We start from the raw sequence: 20,594 nt of genomic DNA, 5'->3' as shown, positions 1-20,594 counted from the left end.
GGATGCGATTCTCGGTGACGTTCGGGGCGGTGGGGGCGGGGCGGGATCCGCGCGGGCTGGCTGAGCTGGCGCGGATGGCGGAGGACTGCGGGTGGGACGGGGTGTTCCTGGAGGACTACCTCGTCTACCAGGGGGACGCTGCGGAGCCGACGTACGAGCCGTGGGTCTGTTTGGCGGCGATGGCGTGTGCGACGTCGACCATCAGGCTTGGTACGACGGTCACGCCGGTCCCCCGCCGGCATCCGTGGCAGCTCGCGGCCGAGGCTGTTGCGCTGGATCACCTGTCCGGTGGCCGGCTGATTCTCGGGGTGGGGATCGGCGATCCCGGGGATCCGTTTGTCGCCGGTGCTCCACGGGTGCTGGCCGAGAAGCTTGACGAGTCGCTGGAGATCATCGATGCGCTGTGGAGCGGGGAGCCGGTTCACTACGCCGGTCAGCACTATCGACTGGACGGGGCTCAACTGACGGCTCGGCCGGTGCAGCGGCCGCGTATCCCGATCTGGGTGGGTGGCAACTTTCTCGTGCCGTCGGTGCGACGGCGGATCCTTCGGTGGGATGGCAGTTGTGCCTACAAGGGTCCGACTATCGCCCCGCAGGAGATGACGCCGGACGATGTTCGGGAGCTTCTTGCCGAGCGGCAGGGCGGGGCGTTGGAGTTCAAGGCGAAGGGTGGTGATCCGGCTGCGTTCGCCGAGGCGGGCGCCACCTGGTGGGGGCGGTGGATCGCGCCTGGGCCGGTGGCTGAGGCGCAGGAGATATTGCGCGCCGGGCCGCCGCGAATCAGCTGAACGGCCGCCCCGGAGCAACCGGCGATCCGGATCGGGATCGCCTGACGATCTGCCTCGGCCGGGCCGCCACCCGTTGACATGGCAGGGGTTCAGGGTGAGACTGCGAGAGCGTTTGAACGTTAAAATGCCAGTCTCTGGGGAAACTGGGAGGTGGATGGTGGCTACCCTCAAGCAGGTTGCCGCTCATGCGGAGGTTTCGGTGCAGACCGTCTCCAACGCGCTGAATGCGCCTCACCGACTACGGCCCGACACACTGCAGCGGGTGACGCGGTCGATCCAGCTGCTCAACTACCGCCCCAATCGTAACGCCCGCAGCCTGCGGACGAGCGCGGTCGAACTGATCGGGTACTGCGTGCCGAGCTGGCCGAACGGTCAGGCGCATCTGGTGATGGACCAGTTCCTGCACTCGTTGTGCGCCTCGGCGGAGAGCAGCGGCCGGCACATCTTGTTGTTCACGGCACCGGTCGGGGTCGAGGGCATGCCGGTCTACGAAGACCTGCACGCGCGGCGACTGGTCGACGGGTTCGTGCTTTCGCAGACCGAGACCCATGACCCGCGGCACGGGTGGCTGAAGGAGCAGCAGGTGCCGTTCGTGTCGTTCGGGCGGGTCTGGAAGGAGTCCACGCAGCCGGGGCCCTGGGTTGATGTCGACGGTGCTGCTGGGTGCGCTGCCGCCGTACGGCATCTGCAGGAGACCGGGCGGCGGCGGATTGCCTTCCTGAGTTGGCCGGAGGCATCCGGGCTGGCCGAGGATCGGTTGACCGGGTGGCAGCGCGGTTGCCAGGAGCTTGGACTGCCCAGTGGCCGGGAGCTGGCGTTTCACTGCCAGGAAGACACCATCGACGCCGGCGCTCGCGCTACCGCGGAGCTGCTCGACGCGGATCCCGGGATCGACGCGATTGTTGCCATCAGCGACATTCTCGCGCTCGGCGCGTTGCGGGAGCTCAGCCGGCGCCGGCTCACGGCGGGAGTCGACGTCGCCGTCACCGGGTTCGACGACTCGCCGCTGGCCTCGGTGGTCTCGCCGGCGCTGACCAGCATCCGGCAGCCGATGGACCAGATCGCCACCGAGTTGATCGACATCCTCACCGCGACGGCCCCGGCCGGGCCGACGGAACGACTTCTGCAACCCGAACTGATCGTCAGGGGCAGCTCGGCCCCCGGCTGATGCCGGCGGTGCGTTGACACCGCCAGAAGGAGGAAGCGTCATGACACCCCGCCCGGTCGGACGAAACAGCAGGCCGAGGAGACGAACCAGGCGCCGGTACGCCGGTGCTGGTGGTCTCCTCGCAGCAGCCACGGTCCTCGCGATCAGCGGGATCCCCTCCCTCGCCACCGCTGGTCACACCCCCAGCGAACACGAACTGTCCGAGTCGCAGCGGTTAGCTGATCGGCGATCCTTGGTGGTCGGCGATCGGGCTTATGCGATGGGTGACGAGACCGGGTTGTATCCGGCGACCGGGTGGCATACCCGCGGCGAGATGGGCGGCATCTGGACGCCGCCGTTGAAGCTGTTGGACGGGATCTGGTTCGGGGTGGACGGCGCGTGGCTCGGGAAGGACGTGGCCGCGGCGAAGTACACGAGTGGGCACGGGTACCAGCGGATCAGCTATCCGAGTGACGTGAGCGTGGAGCGGACCGACTTCGTGCCGGACGGCGTCCGGGCGACCGTGGTCGGGCTGACCTTGAAGTCCAGCAAGGCGAAGACCGTGAAGCTCGATGTCGACGCGCACTCGGAGCTGATGCCGTCGTATCCGTGGGGCGGCACCACACCGAACGCCGGTCAGACCAACCTGCCTGACAGCGGTTCGTACGCCGGCGGCACCCTGCGGTTCCGCGATCAGGGCACCCCGCCAGTGCCCAACGCCGCGGCGCACGACTACAACGCGATCGTCGGCTCGAACCTCAAGCCGACCGGTCACGCGCTCGGCGCCAACCACCGCGGCCCACAGGACCCAGCCGTCATCTGCCCGGCCGACGGTACTGCGCCCGCGCACTGCGACGACTCCGCCTTCGGCAAGGGCACCGGCGGACGCCTCACCTACAACGTCGACCTCAAGCCGGGCCGCACGACGACCGTGTGGTTCGCCGTCGCCGGTTCGGACCAGGGCCAGGCCGCCGCACAGCGCGAGTACCAGCGGGCCATCGGCAACCCCGCGAAGTTGCTGCAGGCAAAGAAGAAGATCCGGGCCGCGATCAACGACCTGTCCGCAGTGGACCTGCCTGGTGACCGGCTGCTGCAGCAGAGCGTCGAGTGGAGCAAGCAGAATCTCGCCGACTCCGTCCAGGAGGCGCGCAACCTGCAGATCCGCGACGTCAACGAAGGCAAGTCGTACCCCGCGCCGAGTGGCACCGTCGAGGTCGCGCGCTGGTTCGGCGCCGGCTTCCCCGACTACCCGTGGCTGTTCGCCACCGACGGCGAGTACACCTCGTACGCCGCTGTCGCGGCCGGTCAGTTCGACACAGTGAAGGCGCACCTACGCGCCTTACGTGACGTGAGCGACCTCCTCAACGACCGCAGCGGCAAGGTCGCGCACGAAGTGACGCCGACCGGCGACGTGTACTTCGGTTCGAACACCAGCGCAGGCAACACCGACGAGACGGTCAAGTTCCCCAGTATCGTCGCGCTGCTGTGGCGCTGGACCGGCGACGACCGGTTCCGCGACGAGATGTACGACTTCAGCGTGCGCAACCTCAAGTACGTCTACCGCGAGCTGGACCAGGACGGCGACGGCTGGCTCGAAGGACTCGCGAACGTCGAGCGCAGCGGGATGGGCTCGGAGAAGCTCGACAGCACCGTGTACCTCGCCCGCGGGCTGCGCGATCTCGCCGATCTGGCCGGCTCGCGTCATGACCGGGCGACCCAGCGGTGGGCCACGGCGAAGGCGACCGACCTCGAGCGGCGCTTCGAGACCCAGTGGTGGGTCAGCCAGGCCTTCGGGTACGCCGACTCGGTCGACGACGTGGCCGATCCGGCGAACGACAACACGCCGATCTTCCAGCGGCACTGGACCGGCGTCACCCCGATGGAGGCCGAGCTGGTCCGTCCGGGTCAGCCGACCGCTCCCCTGGCCTCGGCCGAGCACGCCAAGATCGCACTCGACCAGCGTGAGAAGGCTTGTTACACAGGAGAGTTCGGGCTCTTCCACACCGGTACCGGCCCCACCTCCGATGCCGCGGGCAACCCCGGCGCCAGTTGCGACTCAGTGGTCTCGGCGGTGAAGAGCGAGCGCAGCATCTTCTCACTGAACACCTCGATCATGGCAGTTGCTGAGGGCAACTTCGGACGGCTGGGCAGGAACCAGCAGCAGGTGTACACCACCGGCAACGCCCGGATCCAGCTCGACCCGAGGGTCTGGGAGACGCCGGGCGGGATGCCGGAGATCGCGCCGTCGCCGGACTCCCCCGCGAACATCGACCGGCCGTTCACCGACCGCTCGATGGCGATGCAGGTCTGGGGCACGTACGGCGTGCTGTGGCCGGTCGTGCATCAGCAGCTGGGCGTCGACCCGGACCTGGGGCACGGGAAGGTCTCCGTCGTTCCGCAGGTCCCGGGCGGCCAGCAGAAGGTGGCTGGTAGCAACATTCGCCTCGGTCGCGGCGCGGTGAACGTGTCCGCATCCGTTGCAGGCAAGGAATATCGGACTGACGTGAGCAGTAAAGGCCTGCACGCAGCCGTCACTGTGGGTGCAGTCCTGCCGACCGGCTCGAAGGTTCGGGCGGTCACGCTCGACGGTCGCGCGGCGCAGTACGAGCTGGTGACGACAGCGCGGGGTATCGAGGTGCGGGTGGCGGCTCGCGGCTCGCACTCGACGCTGCGGGTCACCCTCTCCTGACAGAACGCGGGCCTGACAGAACGCGGGCCCCTCCGAGTATGAGTCGGAGGGGCCTACGTATAGCTGAAGGATAGTGACGTCTCCAGCCTCCCGAACGGGACCAAAGGAGCCGGCAGACCCCGTCACCGGTCATACCTCAGTGGGGATCCCCACTGCGAGGGCACTCGGTTTCCCGCCCGACCCGCCGCTCCCGAAGAAGCAGCGTGTCGACATTTCTACCTCCCCGGTCGGTGCGCACACAACCCTTTCTGACAAAGAGATTCGGCGAATCTGCCACCTGCCGCGTGTCGTCCACAGTGAGTACCCGACCATCCACAGAAAGGTTCGATGTTATACACACCCCCTGTGCATAACCTTCATTCCCAGCGAAAGAACCGGGCCGCCAGTGCGACGCAGGCGACGGTGACGGCGAGCAGCGCGGCGACGTGTTCGACTCCCGGCCAGTGGCCCGACCAGGCGTCTTGCATGCTGGTCATGCCGGCGCCCATCGGCGTGATGTCGCGGACCCAGCGCAGCGCGTGCGGCATCAGGTCGCCCGGGGTCCAGACGCCGGCGAAGAACATGCTCGGGAAGAACAGGATGTTGCCGACGATGCTGGCACCCTTCGCGGTCGAGACCAGGCCCGCGATCAGGACACCGATCGAGAGCTCGGCGACGGTGTAGAGCAGGGCGGAAATCACGAACGGCAGCGGCGCGCTGGGCAGGGCCGCGTCGAAGACGAGGGTGCCCAGTCCGAGGATCAGGGCGATCACCACGATGCCCGCGGCGAGGTGCAGCAGCAGTTGCGCGACCAGCAGCTTGACCGGGCGGACCGGGGTGGTCGACATCCGGCGCAGGATTCCCTTCTCCCGGTAGCCCGCCAGGATCATCGGCAGCGTCGCCATCCCGAGGATGCCGATCCCGATCCCGATCGCCATCGTGGGCAGGAAGCTGGCCGGTACGCCGTCGCTCGAGCCGCTGCCGTCGTCCATCAGCGAGAAGATCGTCAGCAGGCCGACCGGCAGCACGAAGACGAAGAACAGACTCGCCCACTCCCGCACGAACAGCTTGCTCTCGATCCTGGTCAGGGTCAGTGTCTGGCTCATCGGTCCGCTCCTTCGAAGTTCCGGCCCGCCAAAGCGAGGAATGCGTCGTCCAAGGTCGTCTGTTCGGTGTGCAGGTCGCGGGGCGCCTGGCCGCGGCCGGCCAGTTCGGTGACCACCTCGACCAGCAGGTCGTCGTTGCCAGTGACAACGAAACGTTCACCGTCGCGGAGTACGGAAGTGACTGCTGGCAAGGCTTTCAGGACCGCCTCGTCCAGCGTGCCGGGCACCCGGAAGCTGATCTGCTGCTCCGCGCGGGCGGCGGCGACCAGCCCGGCGGGGGTGTCCAGCGCGACCACCCGGCCGCCGTCGATGATGGCGATCCGGTCGCAGAGGTACTCCGCCTCCTCCATGAAGTGCGTGACCAGGATGATGGTGACGCCCGAGTCGCGGATCTGCTTGACCAGCTCCCAGGTGTCCCGCCGCGCCTGCGGGTCGAGCCCGGTGGTCAGCTCGTCGAGGATGGCGATCTTCGGGTTGCCGATCAGCGCGAGCGCGATCGACAACCGCTGCTTCTGCCCGCCGGACAGCTTGGCGAACGCGGTGTCCCGCACCTTGGTCAGCCCGAGCCGCTCGAGCAGCTCCGCCGGGTCGGCCGGGTTCGGGTAGAACGACGCGTACAGCTCGAGCGCCTCGCGGGCCTTGATCCGCTCCGGCAACTCGCTCGCCTGCAGCTGGACGCCGATCAGCGAGGTGATCTCGGTCCGCCGTTTGTGCGGGTTGAGCCCGGCGACCCGGACGGTCCCGCCGTCCGGCGTACGGAGTCCGGCGATCGACTCGACCGTGGTGGTCTTGCCGGCCCCGTTGGGACCGAGGATGCCGAAGATCTCGCCCTCGCGGACGGTCAGCGAAACGTTGTCAACGGCAACAGTCGCGCCGTAGGTCTTGCGGAGATGGTTGACGACGACCAGATCGTCGTCCAGGTTTTCGGGCATGGCGGAGCCTCCCTAACTACTGCAGGGGTTGGATTGTGGGGTCAGCCCTTGGCGGGTTTGAGCGCCATCGGGCGGAGCAGCCGGTAACCGAAGTACAGGCCGAGCGCGCTGACCGCGAGCACTCCCGGTACGCCGATCGCCAGTGGTGGACGGTGATAGCCGGTACTGCGCAGTGCCTCGGCGAGCCACTGGGCGACCAGCAGGAACTCCGCGGCGGCGGCCGGTACGAGACCGAGCGGCAGCAGCAGCAGTCCTTTCCAGAAACCGAACCGGTAGAAGCCGATACCGATCAGCCAGCCGGCGGCCTCGTGCGCGAGGATCAGCAGGAAGAACTCGGTGAAGATGAGCCCGACCTGCGAGGTCTTGGTGAACAGGTGCGGATTGTTCAGCGCCTGGGTCAGTCCGGCCCAGTCGTAGGCGACGTGCTCGATCTGGTAGGCCAGCACCCAGATCGTCGCGGTCGCGGTCGCGGCGCCGACCAGGATGATGCTGCCGGCCACCGCGAACATCCGCCGGGTGACGCCGTGCGCGATCATCAGCGAGAAGATCGCCGGCGTCAGGGTGATGCCGATGGCGGACGAGAAGTACTTCGGCGACTGGGTGCCGTAGTCCCAGATACTGTGGTCGAGACCGCCGCCGATCAGCTGCGAGATCAGCCCACCGATCAGGAACGACACCGTCATCACCAGCCAGTAGCCGACGATCATCGGCCGCAGCCCGATGGCCATCGCGATCACCACCTGCTTCAGCCGGCCGGCCGCGGTGACCGAGCCCGGCAGGGTCGCGGTCCGCGGTGCGGTCTGGGTGCTCATCGGGTGCTCTCCTTCGGGCGCGTCGTACCGGTCAGATGGACGAAGAGGTCCTGCAGGCCGACCGGGCCGATCTCCAGGCCGGCCGAGTGCGCCTTCGCCAGCAGCGCGTCGTCCAGATCGCCCAGCACGGTGACCGACTTGGTGCCGCCGAGGCGTTGCTCGGCGAGCACGGTCAGGCCGGTGGTCAGTTCGTCGACCGCCGCGGCCGGGCCGACGATCGAGGCGCCGCGACCGCGCAGCGAGTCGACCGGCGACTGGGTGACCAGCTTGCCGTTGTCGAGGATGACCACCTCTTCGAGCAGCGCGCTGACCTCGCTGACCAGGTGAGTGGACAGCACGATCGTCCGCGGTACTTCGGTGTAGTCGGCCAGCAGCGCGTCGTAGAACAGAGTGCGGGACGGGACGTCCATCCCGAGGTAGCTCTCGTCGAAGATGGTCAGCGGCGCGCGGCTGGCCAGTCCCAGCACGACGCCGAGCGCCGACTTCTTGCCGCGGGACAGCTTCTGCACCTTCTTGCGGGTCGGCACCTCGAACTTGTCCAGCAGTTCGCCGGCCAGGTCGTCGTCCCAGTACGGCCGCAGACTGCGGGCCAGCGCGAGCGCCTGCTTGACCGGCGCGGAGTCGACCAGGTCGCCCGACTCGCGGATCAGGCAGATCCGGCTGGTCACGACGGCATCCTCGTACGGCGAGAGCCCGGTCCCGAGGTCGCCGCCGTCGATCAGCACGCGCCCTTCGTCGGGCTGCCGGAAGCCGGCCAGGACAGCGGCCAGTGTGCTCTTGCCGGAGCCGTTGCGGCCCAGCAGGCCGTGGATCTTGTCCGGCGCGAGCCGCAGGTCCAGACGGTCCAGCGCCGGTACGCCGCCGAACCTGACGCTCAGGTTCTCGGTGCTCACTCCCAGGCCGCCGGTCATTGCTGGTCACCCTCCTTCTGGATGTGCTGGACGATCTCGGTCAGCGGTACGCCGATTGCGCGGGCCTCGCGGATCATCGGATCCACCACCTCGGCGAAGAACGAGTCGCGGCGGCCGCTGCGCAGCAGGTCGCGGGCGTTCGGGCTGACGAACATGCCGATCCCGCGCTTCTTGTAGAGCACGCCCTCGTCGACCAGCTGGGCGAAGCCCTTGGCAGCGGTGGCCGGGTTGATCCGGTAGAACGCGGCGTACTGGTTGGTCGACATGACCTGCTCGTCCTCGGCGAGGGCGCCCGTGACGATGTCGTTCTTGATCTGCTCCGCGATCTGGAGGTAGATCGGACTGCGATCGTCGAACACCGTGCTCCCTCCGCCCTGAGGTTCGTAGGTTCATTACTTGACTAATGAACCGTAGCACCGGCGTTGGGTACCGTGCAATCGCAAAGTTCCAGCGGGACCGGATCGAGGGAGTGACTGTGGCGGACGGCGTACGGCAACTGCGGCTGGTGGTGACGGTCGACAACTACGACGAGGCGGTCGCCTTCTACCGCGATGTCCTCGGGCTGAGCCAGAGCGAGAACTACGAGTCCGACGACGGCCGGGTGATGATCCTCGACGCCGGCCGGGCGACGCTGGAGATCGCGGACCGGAACCAGGCCGAGTACATCGACCGGGTCGAGGTCGGGCGCCGGGTGGCCGGCAAGTTCCGGGTCGCCTTCGAGGTCGACGACTCGGCCGAGGCGACCACCCGATTGGCGGCCGCGGGAGCCGAAGTGATCGCCGAGCCGACCCGTACGCCGTGGGACTCGCTGAACGCCCGGCTCGAAGGTCCCGGCGGGGTCCAGCTGACCCTCTTCACCGAACTGGGCGAGTAGCGCGCCTCAGAGGGTGGTGGCGGACTCCAGCAGGGTTTGCTGCCAGGCCTTGGAGCGGGTGAACGGCAGCGGGTCGATCGGGTCGTGGTTCCACGCCTCGACCGGGCGGATGCCGTGCAGCGCGTTGACCAGCCAGACCTCGGTGTCCGCCAGGTCGGCGGCGGTCCGGGCGCGTTCGGCGACTTCGACCTCCTCGGTGGCAGCGATTCCGCGGACCAGCTCGGCGGTGACCGAGGACAGATAGGCACGGTCCGCGGGCGGGACACAGAGAGTGTCGTCCTCCCACCAGAGGACAGCGGAGTACGCCGCTTCGACGATCACGCCGTCGGGATCGGCGAGAAGGACCTCATGGGCACCGAAGTCCTTGTTTGCTTGGGCTTTCAGCTCCCCCAGGGCGTCCAGGTCAGGGCCCTTGACCAGCGGCTGGGTGCGCGGGTCGGGGCCGTCGTGCAGGACGACCCGGATCCGGCCGCCCTGCGGCGGGGCGGGCCGGAGCTGCACGGAGAGCTTGCCTTCGGCATCGAGTTCGAAGCGGGGGAACCAGCGGCCGAAGCCGGGCAGCCGCCGGACCTGGTCGTCGAAGTACGCCCCCGCCTCGACCCCCAGCGCCGAACACGACGAGGTGAACCGCAGCCGGTGCAGGTCGAGACCGCGCACTTGGCCGTTGGCCACCAAGAAGGAATCCGCCACCTGCAGTGAAGTCATGCCGCCACCCCTGTCATGCCGTCCGCCCCTGGATCGTTGCTGTTGCCTTGAGCACCATCTCGTCGTACTCCGCGACCGGGTCCGAGTCGAGCACGATCGCCCCACCGGCCCCGACCACGGTCTGCTCCCCCGTCATCACCGCGGTCCTGATCACCACGCTCAGGTCGGCCCGGCCGTCCACCGTCAGGTAACCGAGCGCCCCCGAGTAGACCCCGCGCGCGGATTGCTCGAGCTGGTCGAGCAGCTCCATCGTGCGGATCTTCGGCGCCCCCGTCATCGACCCCGGCGGGAAGCAGGCACGGACCGCGTCGAGCGCGTCCACCCCGGCGCGCAGCTGCCCGCGGACCGTGGTGACGAGTTGGTGCACGGTCTCATAGCTCTCGACCGCCATCAGTTGCGGGACCTGCACGCTGCCCGGCCGGCTGACCCGGCCGAGGTCGTTGCGGATCAGGTCGACGATCATCAGGTTCTCGGCGCGGGTCTTCTCGTCCTCGGCGAGCGCCTTCGCGACGAGCTGGTCCTGCGCCGGATCGGCGGAGCGCGGCGCGGTGCCCTTGATCGGCCGGCATTCGGCCCAGCCGTCGCCGTCCACGGTCAGGAACCGCTCGGGCGAGGAGCTTGCAACCGCCAGGTCGCCGTACCGGACGCTGTGCTTGACCGCGAGACTGTGCTTGACCGCTAGGTAGGCCGAGTACGGCGCGGGGTTGCTCTGGCGTTGCCACAGGTAGAACTCGAACGGGTCCTCGACGGCCGGCAGCCGAACCCGGTTGGTCAGGCAGACCTCGTACGTCTCGCCGGCCTCGAGTGCCGCCATGCAGGCGTCGATCCCGGCCAAGTAGGTGGCGCGGTCCTGCTCCAGGTGCGCCTCGAGGTCGAGCATGGCGATCGGCGGTGCCTCGCGCCAGCCCATGTACCAGCTGGCGGCGGCAGACTCGGCACGATCCAGCCAGGCACTCGCTGCCGGATCACCCGGAGCATGGACGGCGACGAGCAGCGTGCGGTGCTCGTCGTGGTCGATCACGACGAACCGGTTGGCCCACATCCACAACGCGTCCGGAGTCGGCGCGGCATGGGCCGCGACACCACCCGTGAGGGCCTTCAATTCATAACCGAAGTACCCGACATAACCGCCACTGAAGACCTCCCCCAGCTCAGCCGGTACTCCGTCCAGCTGCGCCGACCGCGCGCTCAACCGCTGCTGCAACTCCGCGAAGACATCCCCGTCGGCGACGTCCCGGACAATCACCTCAGCGTCAGGGCCGGTCGACGTCCCGAGGACCGAGACGCGGCGCGAGTGCTGGTCGGTCAGGCTGCCGTCGAGCCAGAAGGCGGCCGGCTCGTCCGCGAGCAGTTCGCGGTAGATCTGCTCGCCGCCGAGCGCATGATCGAGCGCGCGCACGGACCACGTCAGAGCAGACACAGCATGAACGGTACCTAGTGCAGCGCCACCTTGGTGCGCATGGCCGTAATGCGGCGGACCGGGATCGCCACCTGGAGACCGTCCTTGGTTTCGGCGCGTTCGGACAGCCAGACCGCGGCGGACTCGCGCCGGGCGTCCGACGTACCGGGCAGGTAGAGCGCGCCGACCAGGATCCGGGCGTCGTCCAGGGTGCGCACGGTGTACGCGTAGCGCTCGCGCTGGCTCTCCATCACGTCGAACCCGGCCAACCGCAGCTGGTCCTTCAGGTCCTTGATCTCGCCGCCGGCCGGGAACTGCGGGGTCGAGCGCAGCCGGGTGGTCAGGCTGGTGATCGTGCGCAGATCGCTGCGGCGCAGTGGCCGCACCGCGGGCACGATGGCGGCCAGGACGCCGCCGCGACGCAGTACGCGGGCTGCTTCGGCCAGTACGGCGGGCAGCGGCTGGAGCACCGCCAGGCCGATCGAGCAGGTGACGACGTCGAAGGCCTCGTTGGCGAACGGCAGGTGCAGCGCGTCCGCCTGGACCTTCGGGCCGGGCGCGCCGGCCAGTTGGGCGGCGTTGTTGTCGACGCCGACCACCCACCGCCCGTACAGCTCGCGGGCGACCGGGCCGTTGCCACAGGCCAGGTCGAGGACGCGTCGCGCCTCGCCGGAGACCGCGCGGACCAGCCAGCGGTAGGGCGTGTGGTCCCCGGCCACCGCACGTGACAGCAGGGCTTCAGTGCTGCCCGGGGCCGCGGTGTGGAACTCCCGCAGGTAACCCGGCCAGTCGATATCGTTCTCAGGCATCGCGGACAGACGTTACTGCCTGAACACCCTCAGTACATCATCCGGCGCTGTGCGTGCGGATTCTTGGCTGAGACTTAAACCAGGCTGACGAAGATGTGCCCGGCGATCTCGTCGCTGATCACGCCGCCGGCCTCGCGGCTGCCCACCAGGACACCTTCCGCGTCCAGCATCGCGTCGACCTCGCGGCCGGGCAGCGCGCCCGCGCGGCGCAGGACCGACATCGCGTCGTCGTCGGTCTGCATCGGCTCGGCGATCCGCCGGACCAGCACCCGGACGGAGTCGCCGGTGGCGTGGTCGAGCACCTTGTCGAGCGGCTCGACGCCGCTGCGGAAGTCGCCGATCGCGGTCGCGTGACCGTCCTTGAGCAGCTCCTCCAGGCCCGGGATCGGGTTGCCGTACGGCGACTCGGTCGGGTTGTCGAGGATCTTCAGCAGCCGCAGCTCGACCGCGTCGCTCATCACGTGCTCCCAGCGGCAGGCCTCGGCGTGCACGTCCTCCCACTCCAGCCCGATCACGTCGACCAGCAGCCGCTCGGCCAGCCGGTGCTTGCGCATCACCCGGGTGGCCTGCATCCGGCCGACCTCGGTGAGTTCGAGATGCCGGTCCCCCTCGACCGTGACGAGACCGTCACGTTCCATCCGGGCCACCGTCTGACTGACCGTCGGTCCTGATTGGTGGAGCCGCTCGGCGATCCGCGCGCGCAGCGGCAGGATGCCTTCTTCTTCCAGCTCGTAGACGGTCCGCAGGTACATCTCAGTGGTATCGATCAGCTCGCTCACGACATCCATTCTCACCTACTGAGGCAAGCCTTACCCAATCGTGTGTTCGAATCCTGTCTCAGCGTGTCGTTGAGTGCCGGGAAAACTTGTTCGTGAGCCAGGATTGGCGAATGGCTACTGCGGTGATGTGGTTCCGGCGGGATCTTCGGTTGAGTGACAATCCAGCGCTGCTGGACGCGGTCACGGCGGGCGACGGCAACGTGCTCGCGCTGTTCGTGCTCGACCCCAGGTTGTGGGACAAAGCGGGGACACCGCGGCGGGATCATCTGGTCGCGTCGTTGCGGAGTCTGTCCGACGCGATCGGCGGCCGGCTCGTCGTCCGGCATGGCGATCCGGCGGACGTCGTACCAGCGGTGGCGGCCGAGGTGGAGGCCGTGAGTGTCCATATTTCCAAGGATTACGGGCCTTACGGGCAGCGCCGGGACGCCGCGGTCGAGGAGGCGCTCGAGTGTCCACTGGTCACCACCGGCTCGCCGTACGCCATCGCGCCCGGGCGGGTGCTGACCCAGCAGGACCGGCCGTACTCGGTGTTCACGCCGTACTTCCGGACCTGGCTGGAGCACGGCTGGCGGGGGCCGGTAGATGCCCCGAGCAAGGTCGAGTGGGTGAAGGCCAAGAGCGAGAAGCTTCCTGCCAGTGATGCGGTTGCCGGCGAGGACGCGGCGCGCAAGCAGTGGGAGCGGTACCTCGAGGACGTCTCGGAGTACGGCGAAGTGCGGGACCGGCCGGATCTGGACGCGACCTCGCGGATGTCGGTGCCGTTGAAGTACGGCGAGATCCATCCGCGGACGATGCTTTCCGACCTTGCCCACAAGCGGAGCAAGGGCGCCGAGGGGTACCGGCGCGAGCTGGCCTGGCGGGAGTTCTGCGCGGATCTGCTGGCGCGCAACCCGGAGGCCGCCTGGAAGCCGCTGCGGCCGGAGTTCGCGAAGATGGAGTACGACGAGCCGGGTGACGCCTTCGAGGCTTGGTGTGCAGGAAAGACCGGCTATCCGATCGTCGACGCGGGCATGCGGGAGCTGGCCGCGACCGGGTTCATGCACAACCGGGTGCGGATGATCGTGGCTTCCTTCCTGGTCAAGGACCTTCATGTGCACTGGAAGTACGGCGCGCGCTGGTTCATGCAGCAGCTGGAGGACGGCGATCTGGCGTCGAACTCGCTGAACTGGCAATGGGTCGCGGGCTGCGGCGCCGACGCCTCGCCGTACTTCCGGGTCTTCAATCCGGCCACCCAGGAGAAGAAGTTCGACCCGGCCGGTGAGTACGTGCGGCGCTGGGTGCCGGAGTTCGGCACGCCGGAGTACCCCGAGCCGATCGTGGACCATGCCGAGGCCCGGCTCGAGGCGCTGCGGAGGTACGACGCGATCCGCTGAGTCCTGATCTCTTGACCTCAACCCCCATCTGGGTATTGTACTAGTTAACTAGATGAATGGGGTTGAGGATGATCGAGTTCCATCTGGACGGGCGCTCGGGGGTGTCGCCGTACCAGCAGATCGTTCAGCAGGTGAAGAACGCGCTGCGGCTGGGGTTGTTGCGGGAGGGTGATCAGCTGCCGACCGTGAAGGACGTGGTCGGGCAGCTGGCGATCAACCCGAACACCGTGCTGAAGGCGTATCGCGAGCTGGAGCACGAGGACCTGGTCGCCGCCCGGCCGGGCCGCGGCACGTTCGTCACCCGGACGCTGGCCGACCACAGCCTGGCCGCTCACGCCCCGCTCCGCCGGGACCTGCAGCTGTGGTTGTCCAAGGCAAGGAAAGCCGGCTTGGACGACGAGAGCATCGAGGCGTTGTTCCAGGCCACGTTTCGGGCCGGTGCTCAGGAGAACATAGCGTGAGCACCGCCCTCCGAGCCCAGGGATTGGGCAAGAAGTACGGCCGCCGCTGGGCGCTGACCGACTGCACACTGGACGTCCCGGCCGGTCGCGTGGTCGGGCTGGTCGGCCCGAACGGCGCCGGTAAGAGCACCTTGCTGAACCTGGCCGTCGGGCTGCTGACACCGACCGCCGGGAGTATCGAAGTACTCGATGCGCCGGTTGGCGGACAGCAGCTGGCCAAGGTCGGGTTCGTTGCCCAGGACACCCCGACGTACCCGCGACTGAGCATTGCCGACCACCTCAAGCTGGGCGCGCGGCTCAACCCAGGCTGGGACGAAACGCTGGCCCAGGCACGGATCCAGAGCCTCGGGCTCGATCCGAAGCAGCGGGCCGGCAAGCTGTCCGGCGGTCAGCGCGCGCAGCTCGCCCTGACCCTCGGCATCGCCAAACGGCCCGAGCTGCTGATCCTCGACGAACCCGTCGCGGCGCTGGATCCGCTGGCCCGGCGTGAGTTCCTGCAGGACCTGATGGCCGCCGTCACCGAGCAGGAGTTGAGCGTCATCCTCTCCTCGCACCTGGTCTCGGACGTCGAGCGGTCCTGTGACTACCTGATCGTGCTGGTCGACTCGCGGGTGCAGATCAGCGGTGACATCGACACCCTGCTCGCCACCCACTACCGCCTGGTCGGCCCGCGCCGGGAGGAGAAGTCGATGCCGCAGAACCAGCACGTGATCTCCGCCAGCCACACCGATCGCCAGTCCACCTTCCTGGTCCGCACCGACGAGCCGATCCTCGATCCGGCCTGGACGGTCTCGCAGCTCACCCTCGAGGACGTCGTGCTCGCCTACATGGGCCGTTCTTCCTCAGCACCCCAGAACAGCAACCGGCACCTGCTGGAGGTCCAGCGATGATCTGGCTCACCTGGCGGCAGTTCCGCCTGCAGGCGTTGGTGCTCATCGTCGCCGTCGCGATCCTGACGGTCTTCCTGACCGTCACCGGCCCCGGTCTGGCCGACGACTACCAGCAGTACGCCGGCGGCTTCCTCAAGCAGATCCAGTTCGACCGGATCAACACCTACCTCTACACCGTCGGCCAGGTCCTCCTGTACGCCGCTCCGCCGGTGATCGGCGCCTTCTGGGGCGCACCCCTGATCGCGCGGGAACTGGAGGCCGGCACCCACCGGCTGGTCTGGAACCAGAGCATCACCCGGACCCGCTGGCTGGTCACCAAGCTCGCCGTCACCGGCCTCGGCGCGATCGTGGTCACCGGTCTGCTCAGCCTCGCGGTGACCTGGTGGTCCGACCCGATCGACGACGCGATCGGCACCGGTCAGGCCGCCGGCATCTTCAACATCCCAAGGCTTCTGCCCCCGGTCTTCGGCGCCCGTGGCATCGTGCCGATCGGCTATGCGGCTTTCGCGTTCGCCTTGGGCGTCGCCGTCGGCCTCGTCGTCCGCCGCAGCGTGGTGGCGATCGCCATCACCCTGGCCGCCGTGATCGCCGTCGAGGTGCTGTCACCGATGCTGCTCCGGCCACACCTGATGACGCCGGCCGAGGCCAACGTGATCGTGACGGCCGAGAACATGCGAGGACTGCAGCTGTCCGGGCCGGAGGAGGACCCGGTCGTGCTGCAGCTCGAGGCGAAACTCGAGGGCGAGGGCAACTGGAAGCTGTCCGAGCACACGGTGAACTCCGCCGGCGTAGTACAGAAGACGCTGCCGAGCTATATCGCGGAGTGCGGCCCACCACCGCCGAACGCGCAGGAGACCACACCCCGGCCACCGATGAGCAGCTGCTTCCAGCGGCTCGCGGATGATGGCTACCGGCAACTGATCAAGTACCAGCCCGCCAACAGGTTCTGGGATCTGCAGTGGCGCGAGTTCGGCCTGTTCCTGCTGCTGGCGGCAGGACTGACCGGCTTCTGCTTCTGGCGGATCAGGCGTGACCTGAGTTAGTTCAGACCGCCTTCAGCAAGCTCAGCAGGCGAGCTACCTCGGTCGCGACCGCAGTTCGGGCGGGGCCGAGGTACTTGCGGGTGTCGACCAGGTTCGGCTGGTCGGTCAGCACCTGGCGGACCGTGGCGGTGAAGACGTTGTTGAGGTGGGTGGCGATGTTGACCTTCGTCATGCCGGCCTCGACCGCCCGGGTCAGGTCGGCATCCGCGACACCGGACGAGCCGTGCAGCACCAGCGGCACCGGTACTGCGTCGCGCAGCGCGCTGATCAGCGCGAAGTCGAGCTCGGCGGTCCGCTCGGTCATCGCGTGCGACGAGCCGACCGCGACGGCGAGCGCGTCCACGCCGGTCGCCTCGGCGAAGGCGAGTGCCTCGTCCGGGCGGGTCCGGGCGCCGGGAGCATGCACGCCGTCCTTGCCGCCGACCTCGCCGATCTCCGCCTCGACGAAGACACCGTGGTCGTGGCAGAAGTTGGTCACCTCGGTGGTGGCCGCCACGTTGTCGGCGTAGTCGAGCTTCGACGCGTCGTACATCACCGAGGTGAAGCCGAGCTGGACCGCCTCGGTGACCAGGTCGCGGTCCATCGCGTGGTCGAGGTGCACGACCACCGGCACCGAGGAGGCGGCCGCGGCGGCCAGGGTGGCGACGGCGATCGGCTTCAGCGCGCCGTGGTACTTCACCGCGTTCTCGCTGATCTGCAGGATCACCGGCGCACCGAGCTGCTCGGCCCCGGCGATCAGCGCGGTCGCGTGCTCCAGCTGGATCACGTTGAACGCGCCGACCCCACGGCCGTCCTTGGCGGCACCCAGCACGACCTCGGCTCCGGAAACCAGCGGCATAGCGAACTCCCTTGTGGTTAGAGGCTCTGGACGACGACCAGCGGCTGCCAGCGTCGATAGGCCTCGAGATCGATGTCCCCGGCAACCGGGGTGAGGACGGCGGCAGCCGAGGCCGCCACGGCAGACTTGAGCACCTCGGGCCAGTCGGGCTCGGCCGAGCCGGCGACAGCGGCCGCGACGACCGCAGTACAGGCATCTCCGGCGCCGGTCGGGTTGCCCGCGACCCGCTCGACCGGCAGCGCGCGCCAGATTCCATTGTTGCTGGCAGCAACCATTCCGCGAGCGCCGTCGGTAATCACGGCAGCGGTCGCGCCGGCGCTCACCAGTTGCCGGGCGCCCTCTTCGACACTGAGATCCCCCAGCGCTTCGCGAAGCTCGGCAGAGTTGGAGCGGACGATGGCGCCGGCTTTCGCGGCTGCCACCAACGCGTCGCCACCGACATCGATCACCGACAGTACGTCGTGCTGCCGGGCCTGGATGGCCAACTCTGCATAGGCATCAGCGGGCAGACCGGGCGGCAGGCTGCCCGAACAAGCCAGCACACCCAGCTTCGACCACGGCAGCCGGTCGTGGAAGGCTCGCCACTCGTCGGCCGACACCTCGGGCCCGGCCTCGTTGAAGATCGTCGCGTCGCCGTCGATACCGTTGACGATGGCAACGGTTCGCCGGGTCTCGCCGTTGATCGGCGTGAGCAACGCGGTCAGTCCAGCGTCGAAGAGCTCCTCGGCCACGAGCTCGCCGGTCAGGCCCCCGACGAAGCCGAGCGCGAGCACCTGGTGCCCGAGGGTCGCGGCGACCCGGGCCACGTTGATGCCCTTGCCGCCCGCGCGCTGGCGCACCTCGCCGACGCGGTGACTGCCACCGACCACCAGCTCGTCGACGCCGTACGTGACGTCGAGCGCCAGATTGAGGGTGACGGTCCCGATCAGTCCAGCCATGAGCCGGCCCGCATCACCTTCTGGACCTGGTAATCCTCGTCCAGCAGGACCAGGTCGGCCCGCTTGCCGGTCTCGATCCCGCCGACGGTGTACCAGCCGAACGCCTCGGCGGGGGTGGTGGAGGCCATCCGCGAAGCGTCGACCAGGGAGACCCCGGCCTTCACCGCGTTGCGGTAGGCAACATCCATCGTCAAGGTGCTGCCAGCAATCGAGTGGGGCGGCTCGGCCAGCGTCGCCAGACCGTCCTTCACGTCCACCTCGAGACTGCCCAGCTGGTAGCGCCCGTTGGGCATCCCGGTGGCGACCATCGCGTCGGTGATCAGCGCGATCCGGTTCACCCCGGCCGCGGCGAGCGCGACCCGGACCACCTGCGGATCCAGGTGCATGCCGTCGTTGATCACTTCGAGCAGCAGCCGCGGGTCGTTCAGCGCGGCGCCGACCGGACCGGGATCGCGGTGGTGGAACGGCCGCATCCCGTTGAACAAGTGGGTCGCCACCGTCGCGCCGGCGTCGGCGCCCTCGATCATCTGCTCGTACGTCGCGTCGGTGTGCCCGAGCGCCGCGACCGCCCCGGCGTCGACGACCTGGCGAATCGCGTTCAGGCCGCTCGGCAGCTCCGGCGCGATCGTCACCATCTTCACCGCTTCGCTGAGCACCTTGGCCACGTCGCCCTCGACCGGGTCGCGCAGCAGCGTCGGCTCGTGCGCCCCACACCGGGCGGCGGACAGGAACGGCCCTTCCAGGTGCACACCGGCGATCACGCCGTCGGTGACCAGGTCGGCCAGACAGGCCGTCTGCGAGACCAGCTCGTCCAGCGGTCCAGTGACCAGGCTGGCCATCGTCGTGGTGGTGCCGTGTTTGGCGTGGAAGGCCGCGACCTTGCGCGCCTCCTCGGGATCGGTCGTCGAGTACGTCGAACCGCCACCGCCGTGCGTGTGGATGTCGACGAACCCGGGCACCACGGTCACCGCGCCGAGGTCCTCCGGGCGCTTGCCGTCCGCGGGCATCCCCTCGGAGCGCCGGCCGAACGAGTGGATGTCACCGTCGACCACCTGCAGCCAGGCGTTCTCGAGGACATCGTCCGGGGTGACCAGCCGGGCCACCCGATACGTCGTCATTGCGTTTCGTCTCCGCTCTCGTCAGCAGTCACGCGATCCCAGGCCATCAGGGCGGCGCCGAGCATGCCGGCCTCCTCGCCCAGGACAGCGGCCACGATCTCCGGCTCGCGCTGGAAGGTCAGTCGGGCGTGAACACCTTCGCGCAGCGGCGCCAGCAGGGTCTCGCCGGCCCCGACCAGGCCGCCGCCGATCGCGATCCGGGTGGGCGCGACCAGGGTGGTGTAGAGGACCAGCGCATCGACGAGCGCGGCCAGTGCCTCGCGCCAGACCACCGCGGCGTCGGCATCGCCTTGTGCCAGCAACTCGAGCACCTCGCGCGCTCCGTCGACCACGCGACCCGTGCGTACGGCGTACCGGCGGGCGAGGGCGGCGGCCGAGGCGACTGTTTCCAGGCAGCCCCACTGGCCGCAGGCGCACTGCTCGGCGGCGCTGCCGTGGATGAACCTGGTGTGGCCGAGTTCGCCTGCGTAGCCGTCGCCGCTGACCAGCGAGCCGTCGACGACCATCGCGGCGGCGATGCCGGTGCCGAGCGGGAGGAAGAGCGAGTTCGTCGTACCGGTCAGTGCTCCTTGCCGGAGCTCCGCGTAACCACCCGCGCGCACGTCGTGGGCCAGCAGGACCTGCTGGCCGGGTCCGATCGCGGCCTGCAACTCGGCCAGGACCGGCGTACCGGACCAGGCCAGGTTCTCCGCGACGACCGTGCCGGTCTCGGCGTTGATGATGCCCGGTACGACGACGCCCACCGCGCGCACGCGGTGACCGTCGGCAGCGGCCTTCTGAGCCAGCTCCACCACGGTTTCGAGCAGGGCGTCGAGCACTGCGCGGGCCCCAGCGGCACGAGGAGTCGGCCTGGTCTCCCGGTGCAGCACGGCACCGTCGGCGGCGACCAGGCCGCATTTCATCCGGGTTCCACCGAGATCGACGGCAACCACGACTTCACAGGGGTCCACGGAGCGCCATTATGCAGCGTTACCTGCCAGTTCGAACATCCGTGAGCAGTTTT

Annotated in this window: 21 protein-coding genes; 8 read left to right on the top strand and 13 right to left on the bottom strand. The window is 68.7% G+C overall.

The genetic code is table 11. From position 1 onward, the window contains the following. The first annotated feature begins 2 nt into the window (after positions 1-2). The 3 genes from AB0P21_RS20085 (at position 3) to AB0P21_RS20075 (ending at position 4,624) form a co-directional block, all read left to right on the top strand. Positions 3-788 (top strand): LLM class flavin-dependent oxidoreductase, encoded by a 786-nt coding sequence (locus AB0P21_RS20085; protein ID WP_363698614.1) that lies wholly within the window; start codon positions 3-5, stop codon positions 786-788. 154 nt (positions 789-942) lie between these two features. Continuing rightward, positions 943-1,956, top strand: coding sequence for a LacI family DNA-binding transcriptional regulator (locus tag AB0P21_RS20080; RefSeq protein WP_363698612.1), 1,014 nt, complete (start codon positions 943-945; stop codon positions 1,954-1,956). A gap of 40 nt (positions 1,957-1,996) precedes the next feature. Then, complete coding sequence (locus tag AB0P21_RS20075) at positions 1,997-4,624, top strand: glycogen debranching protein (protein ID WP_363698611.1); 2,628 nt, start codon at positions 1,997-1,999, stop codon at positions 4,622-4,624. 356 nt (positions 4,625-4,980) lie between these two features. Here the strand turns inward: AB0P21_RS20075 and AB0P21_RS20070 are convergent, their stop codons facing one another. From AB0P21_RS20070 to AB0P21_RS20050, 5 genes are read right to left on the bottom strand one after another with little or no spacing between them, the layout of a single operon-like run. Beyond that, positions 4,981-5,709 carry an ABC transporter permease gene (locus tag AB0P21_RS20070; RefSeq protein WP_363698609.1) on the bottom strand — a complete coding sequence of 243 codons (729 nt, stop codon included), beginning with the start codon at positions 5,707-5,709 and terminating at the stop codon, positions 4,981-4,983. After that, positions 5,706-6,641 (bottom strand): ABC transporter ATP-binding protein, encoded by a 936-nt coding sequence (locus AB0P21_RS20065; RefSeq protein ID WP_363698607.1) that lies wholly within the window; start codon positions 6,639-6,641, stop codon positions 5,706-5,708. Before AB0P21_RS20065 ends, AB0P21_RS20070 begins: the two co-directional genes overlap by 4 nt. Positions 6,642-6,682: 41 nt before the next feature. Continuing rightward, positions 6,683-7,453: a hypothetical protein gene (locus tag AB0P21_RS20060; protein ID WP_363698605.1), complete on the bottom strand. Its 771-nt coding sequence runs from the start codon at positions 7,451-7,453 to the stop codon at positions 6,683-6,685. Then, complete coding sequence (locus AB0P21_RS20055; protein ID WP_363698604.1) at positions 7,450-8,364, bottom strand: ABC transporter ATP-binding protein; 915 nt, start codon at positions 8,362-8,364, stop codon at positions 7,450-7,452. The genes AB0P21_RS20060 and AB0P21_RS20055 overlap by 4 nt, the downstream gene beginning before the upstream one ends. Beyond that, positions 8,361-8,723, bottom strand: coding sequence for a GntR family transcriptional regulator (locus tag AB0P21_RS20050; protein ID WP_363698603.1), 363 nt, complete (start codon positions 8,721-8,723; stop codon positions 8,361-8,363). Before AB0P21_RS20050 ends, AB0P21_RS20055 begins: the two co-directional genes overlap by 4 nt. 110 nt (positions 8,724-8,833) lie before the next feature. Here AB0P21_RS20050 and AB0P21_RS20045 point away from each other — a divergent pair, with 110 nt between their 5' ends. Continuing rightward, a complete protein-coding gene (locus AB0P21_RS20045; protein WP_363698601.1) occupies positions 8,834-9,238 on the top strand; it encodes a VOC family protein in 405 nt (134 codons plus the stop codon). A 6-nt stretch (positions 9,239-9,244) separates the two neighbouring features. Here AB0P21_RS20045 and AB0P21_RS20040 read toward each other — a convergent pair whose 3' ends face one another. The 4 genes from AB0P21_RS20040 to AB0P21_RS20025 form a co-directional block, all read right to left on the bottom strand. Further along, complete coding sequence (locus tag AB0P21_RS20040; RefSeq protein ID WP_363698600.1) at positions 9,245-9,943, bottom strand: aminotransferase class IV; 699 nt, start codon at positions 9,941-9,943, stop codon at positions 9,245-9,247. 13 nt (positions 9,944-9,956) lie between these two features. Beyond that, positions 9,957-11,363 (bottom strand): aminodeoxychorismate synthase component I, encoded by a 1,407-nt coding sequence (gene pabB / locus AB0P21_RS20035; protein WP_363698598.1) that lies wholly within the window; start codon positions 11,361-11,363, stop codon positions 9,957-9,959. A 14-nt stretch (positions 11,364-11,377) separates the two neighbouring features. Continuing rightward, the gene (locus AB0P21_RS20030; RefSeq protein WP_363698596.1) at positions 11,378-12,151 is read right to left on the bottom strand and encodes a methyltransferase domain-containing protein; all 774 of its coding nucleotides are present in this window, start codon (positions 12,149-12,151) and stop codon (positions 11,378-11,380) included. 74 nt (positions 12,152-12,225) lie between these two features. Next, on the bottom strand, positions 12,226-12,930 hold the full coding sequence (locus AB0P21_RS20025) for a metal-dependent transcriptional regulator (RefSeq protein WP_363698594.1): 705 nt from the start codon (positions 12,928-12,930) through the stop codon (positions 12,226-12,228). Between the two features lie 110 nt (positions 12,931-13,040). Here AB0P21_RS20025 and AB0P21_RS20020 point away from each other — a divergent pair, with 110 nt between their 5' ends. The 4 genes from AB0P21_RS20020 to AB0P21_RS20005 all read left to right on the top strand — a co-directional run bounded on the left by AB0P21_RS20020 (position 13,041) and on the right by AB0P21_RS20005 (position 16,697). After that, a complete protein-coding gene (locus AB0P21_RS20020) occupies positions 13,041-14,303 on the top strand; it encodes a deoxyribodipyrimidine photo-lyase (protein WP_363698592.1) in 1,263 nt (420 codons plus the stop codon). A 68-nt stretch (positions 14,304-14,371) separates the two neighbouring features. Continuing rightward, on the top strand, positions 14,372-14,764 hold the full coding sequence (locus AB0P21_RS20015; protein ID WP_363698590.1) for a GntR family transcriptional regulator: 393 nt from the start codon (positions 14,372-14,374) through the stop codon (positions 14,762-14,764). Next, positions 14,761-15,654 (top strand): ABC transporter ATP-binding protein, encoded by an 894-nt coding sequence (locus AB0P21_RS20010; RefSeq protein WP_363698588.1) that lies wholly within the window; start codon positions 14,761-14,763, stop codon positions 15,652-15,654. Before AB0P21_RS20015 ends, AB0P21_RS20010 begins: the two co-directional genes overlap by 4 nt. Further along, positions 15,651-16,697, top strand: a complete 1,047-nt coding sequence (locus tag AB0P21_RS20005; protein WP_363698586.1) for an ABC transporter permease subunit — start codon at positions 15,651-15,653, stop codon at positions 16,695-16,697. The genes AB0P21_RS20010 and AB0P21_RS20005 overlap by 4 nt, the downstream gene beginning before the upstream one ends. A gap of 1 nt (position 16,698) precedes the next feature. Here the strand turns inward: AB0P21_RS20005 and AB0P21_RS20000 are convergent, their stop codons facing one another. From AB0P21_RS20000 to AB0P21_RS19985, 4 genes are read right to left on the bottom strand one after another with little or no spacing between them, the layout of a single operon-like run. Beyond that, positions 16,699-17,535 carry a class II fructose-bisphosphate aldolase gene (locus AB0P21_RS20000; RefSeq protein WP_363698585.1) on the bottom strand — a complete coding sequence of 279 codons (837 nt, stop codon included), beginning with the start codon at positions 17,533-17,535 and terminating at the stop codon, positions 16,699-16,701. Between the two features lie 17 nt (positions 17,536-17,552). Further along, positions 17,553-18,473 carry a hexose kinase gene (locus AB0P21_RS19995; protein ID WP_363698583.1) on the bottom strand — a complete coding sequence of 307 codons (921 nt, stop codon included), beginning with the start codon at positions 18,471-18,473 and terminating at the stop codon, positions 17,553-17,555. Beyond that, on the bottom strand, positions 18,461-19,591 hold the full coding sequence (gene nagA, locus AB0P21_RS19990; RefSeq protein ID WP_363698581.1) for an N-acetylglucosamine-6-phosphate deacetylase: 1,131 nt from the start codon (positions 19,589-19,591) through the stop codon (positions 18,461-18,463). The genes AB0P21_RS19995 and nagA overlap by 13 nt, the downstream gene beginning before the upstream one ends. Next, positions 19,588-20,541 carry an ROK family protein gene (locus AB0P21_RS19985; protein WP_363698579.1) on the bottom strand — a complete coding sequence of 318 codons (954 nt, stop codon included), beginning with the start codon at positions 20,539-20,541 and terminating at the stop codon, positions 19,588-19,590. Before AB0P21_RS19985 ends, nagA begins: the two co-directional genes overlap by 4 nt. Positions 20,542-20,594 lie beyond the last annotated feature (53 nt).

Source organism: Kribbella sp. NPDC056861 (assembly GCF_040687575.1).
GTDB lineage: Bacteria > Actinomycetota > Actinomycetes > Propionibacteriales > Kribbellaceae > Kribbella.
Note: the sequence above shows the minus strand (reverse complement) of the source record. Positions and strands in the feature narration are given on the sequence as shown.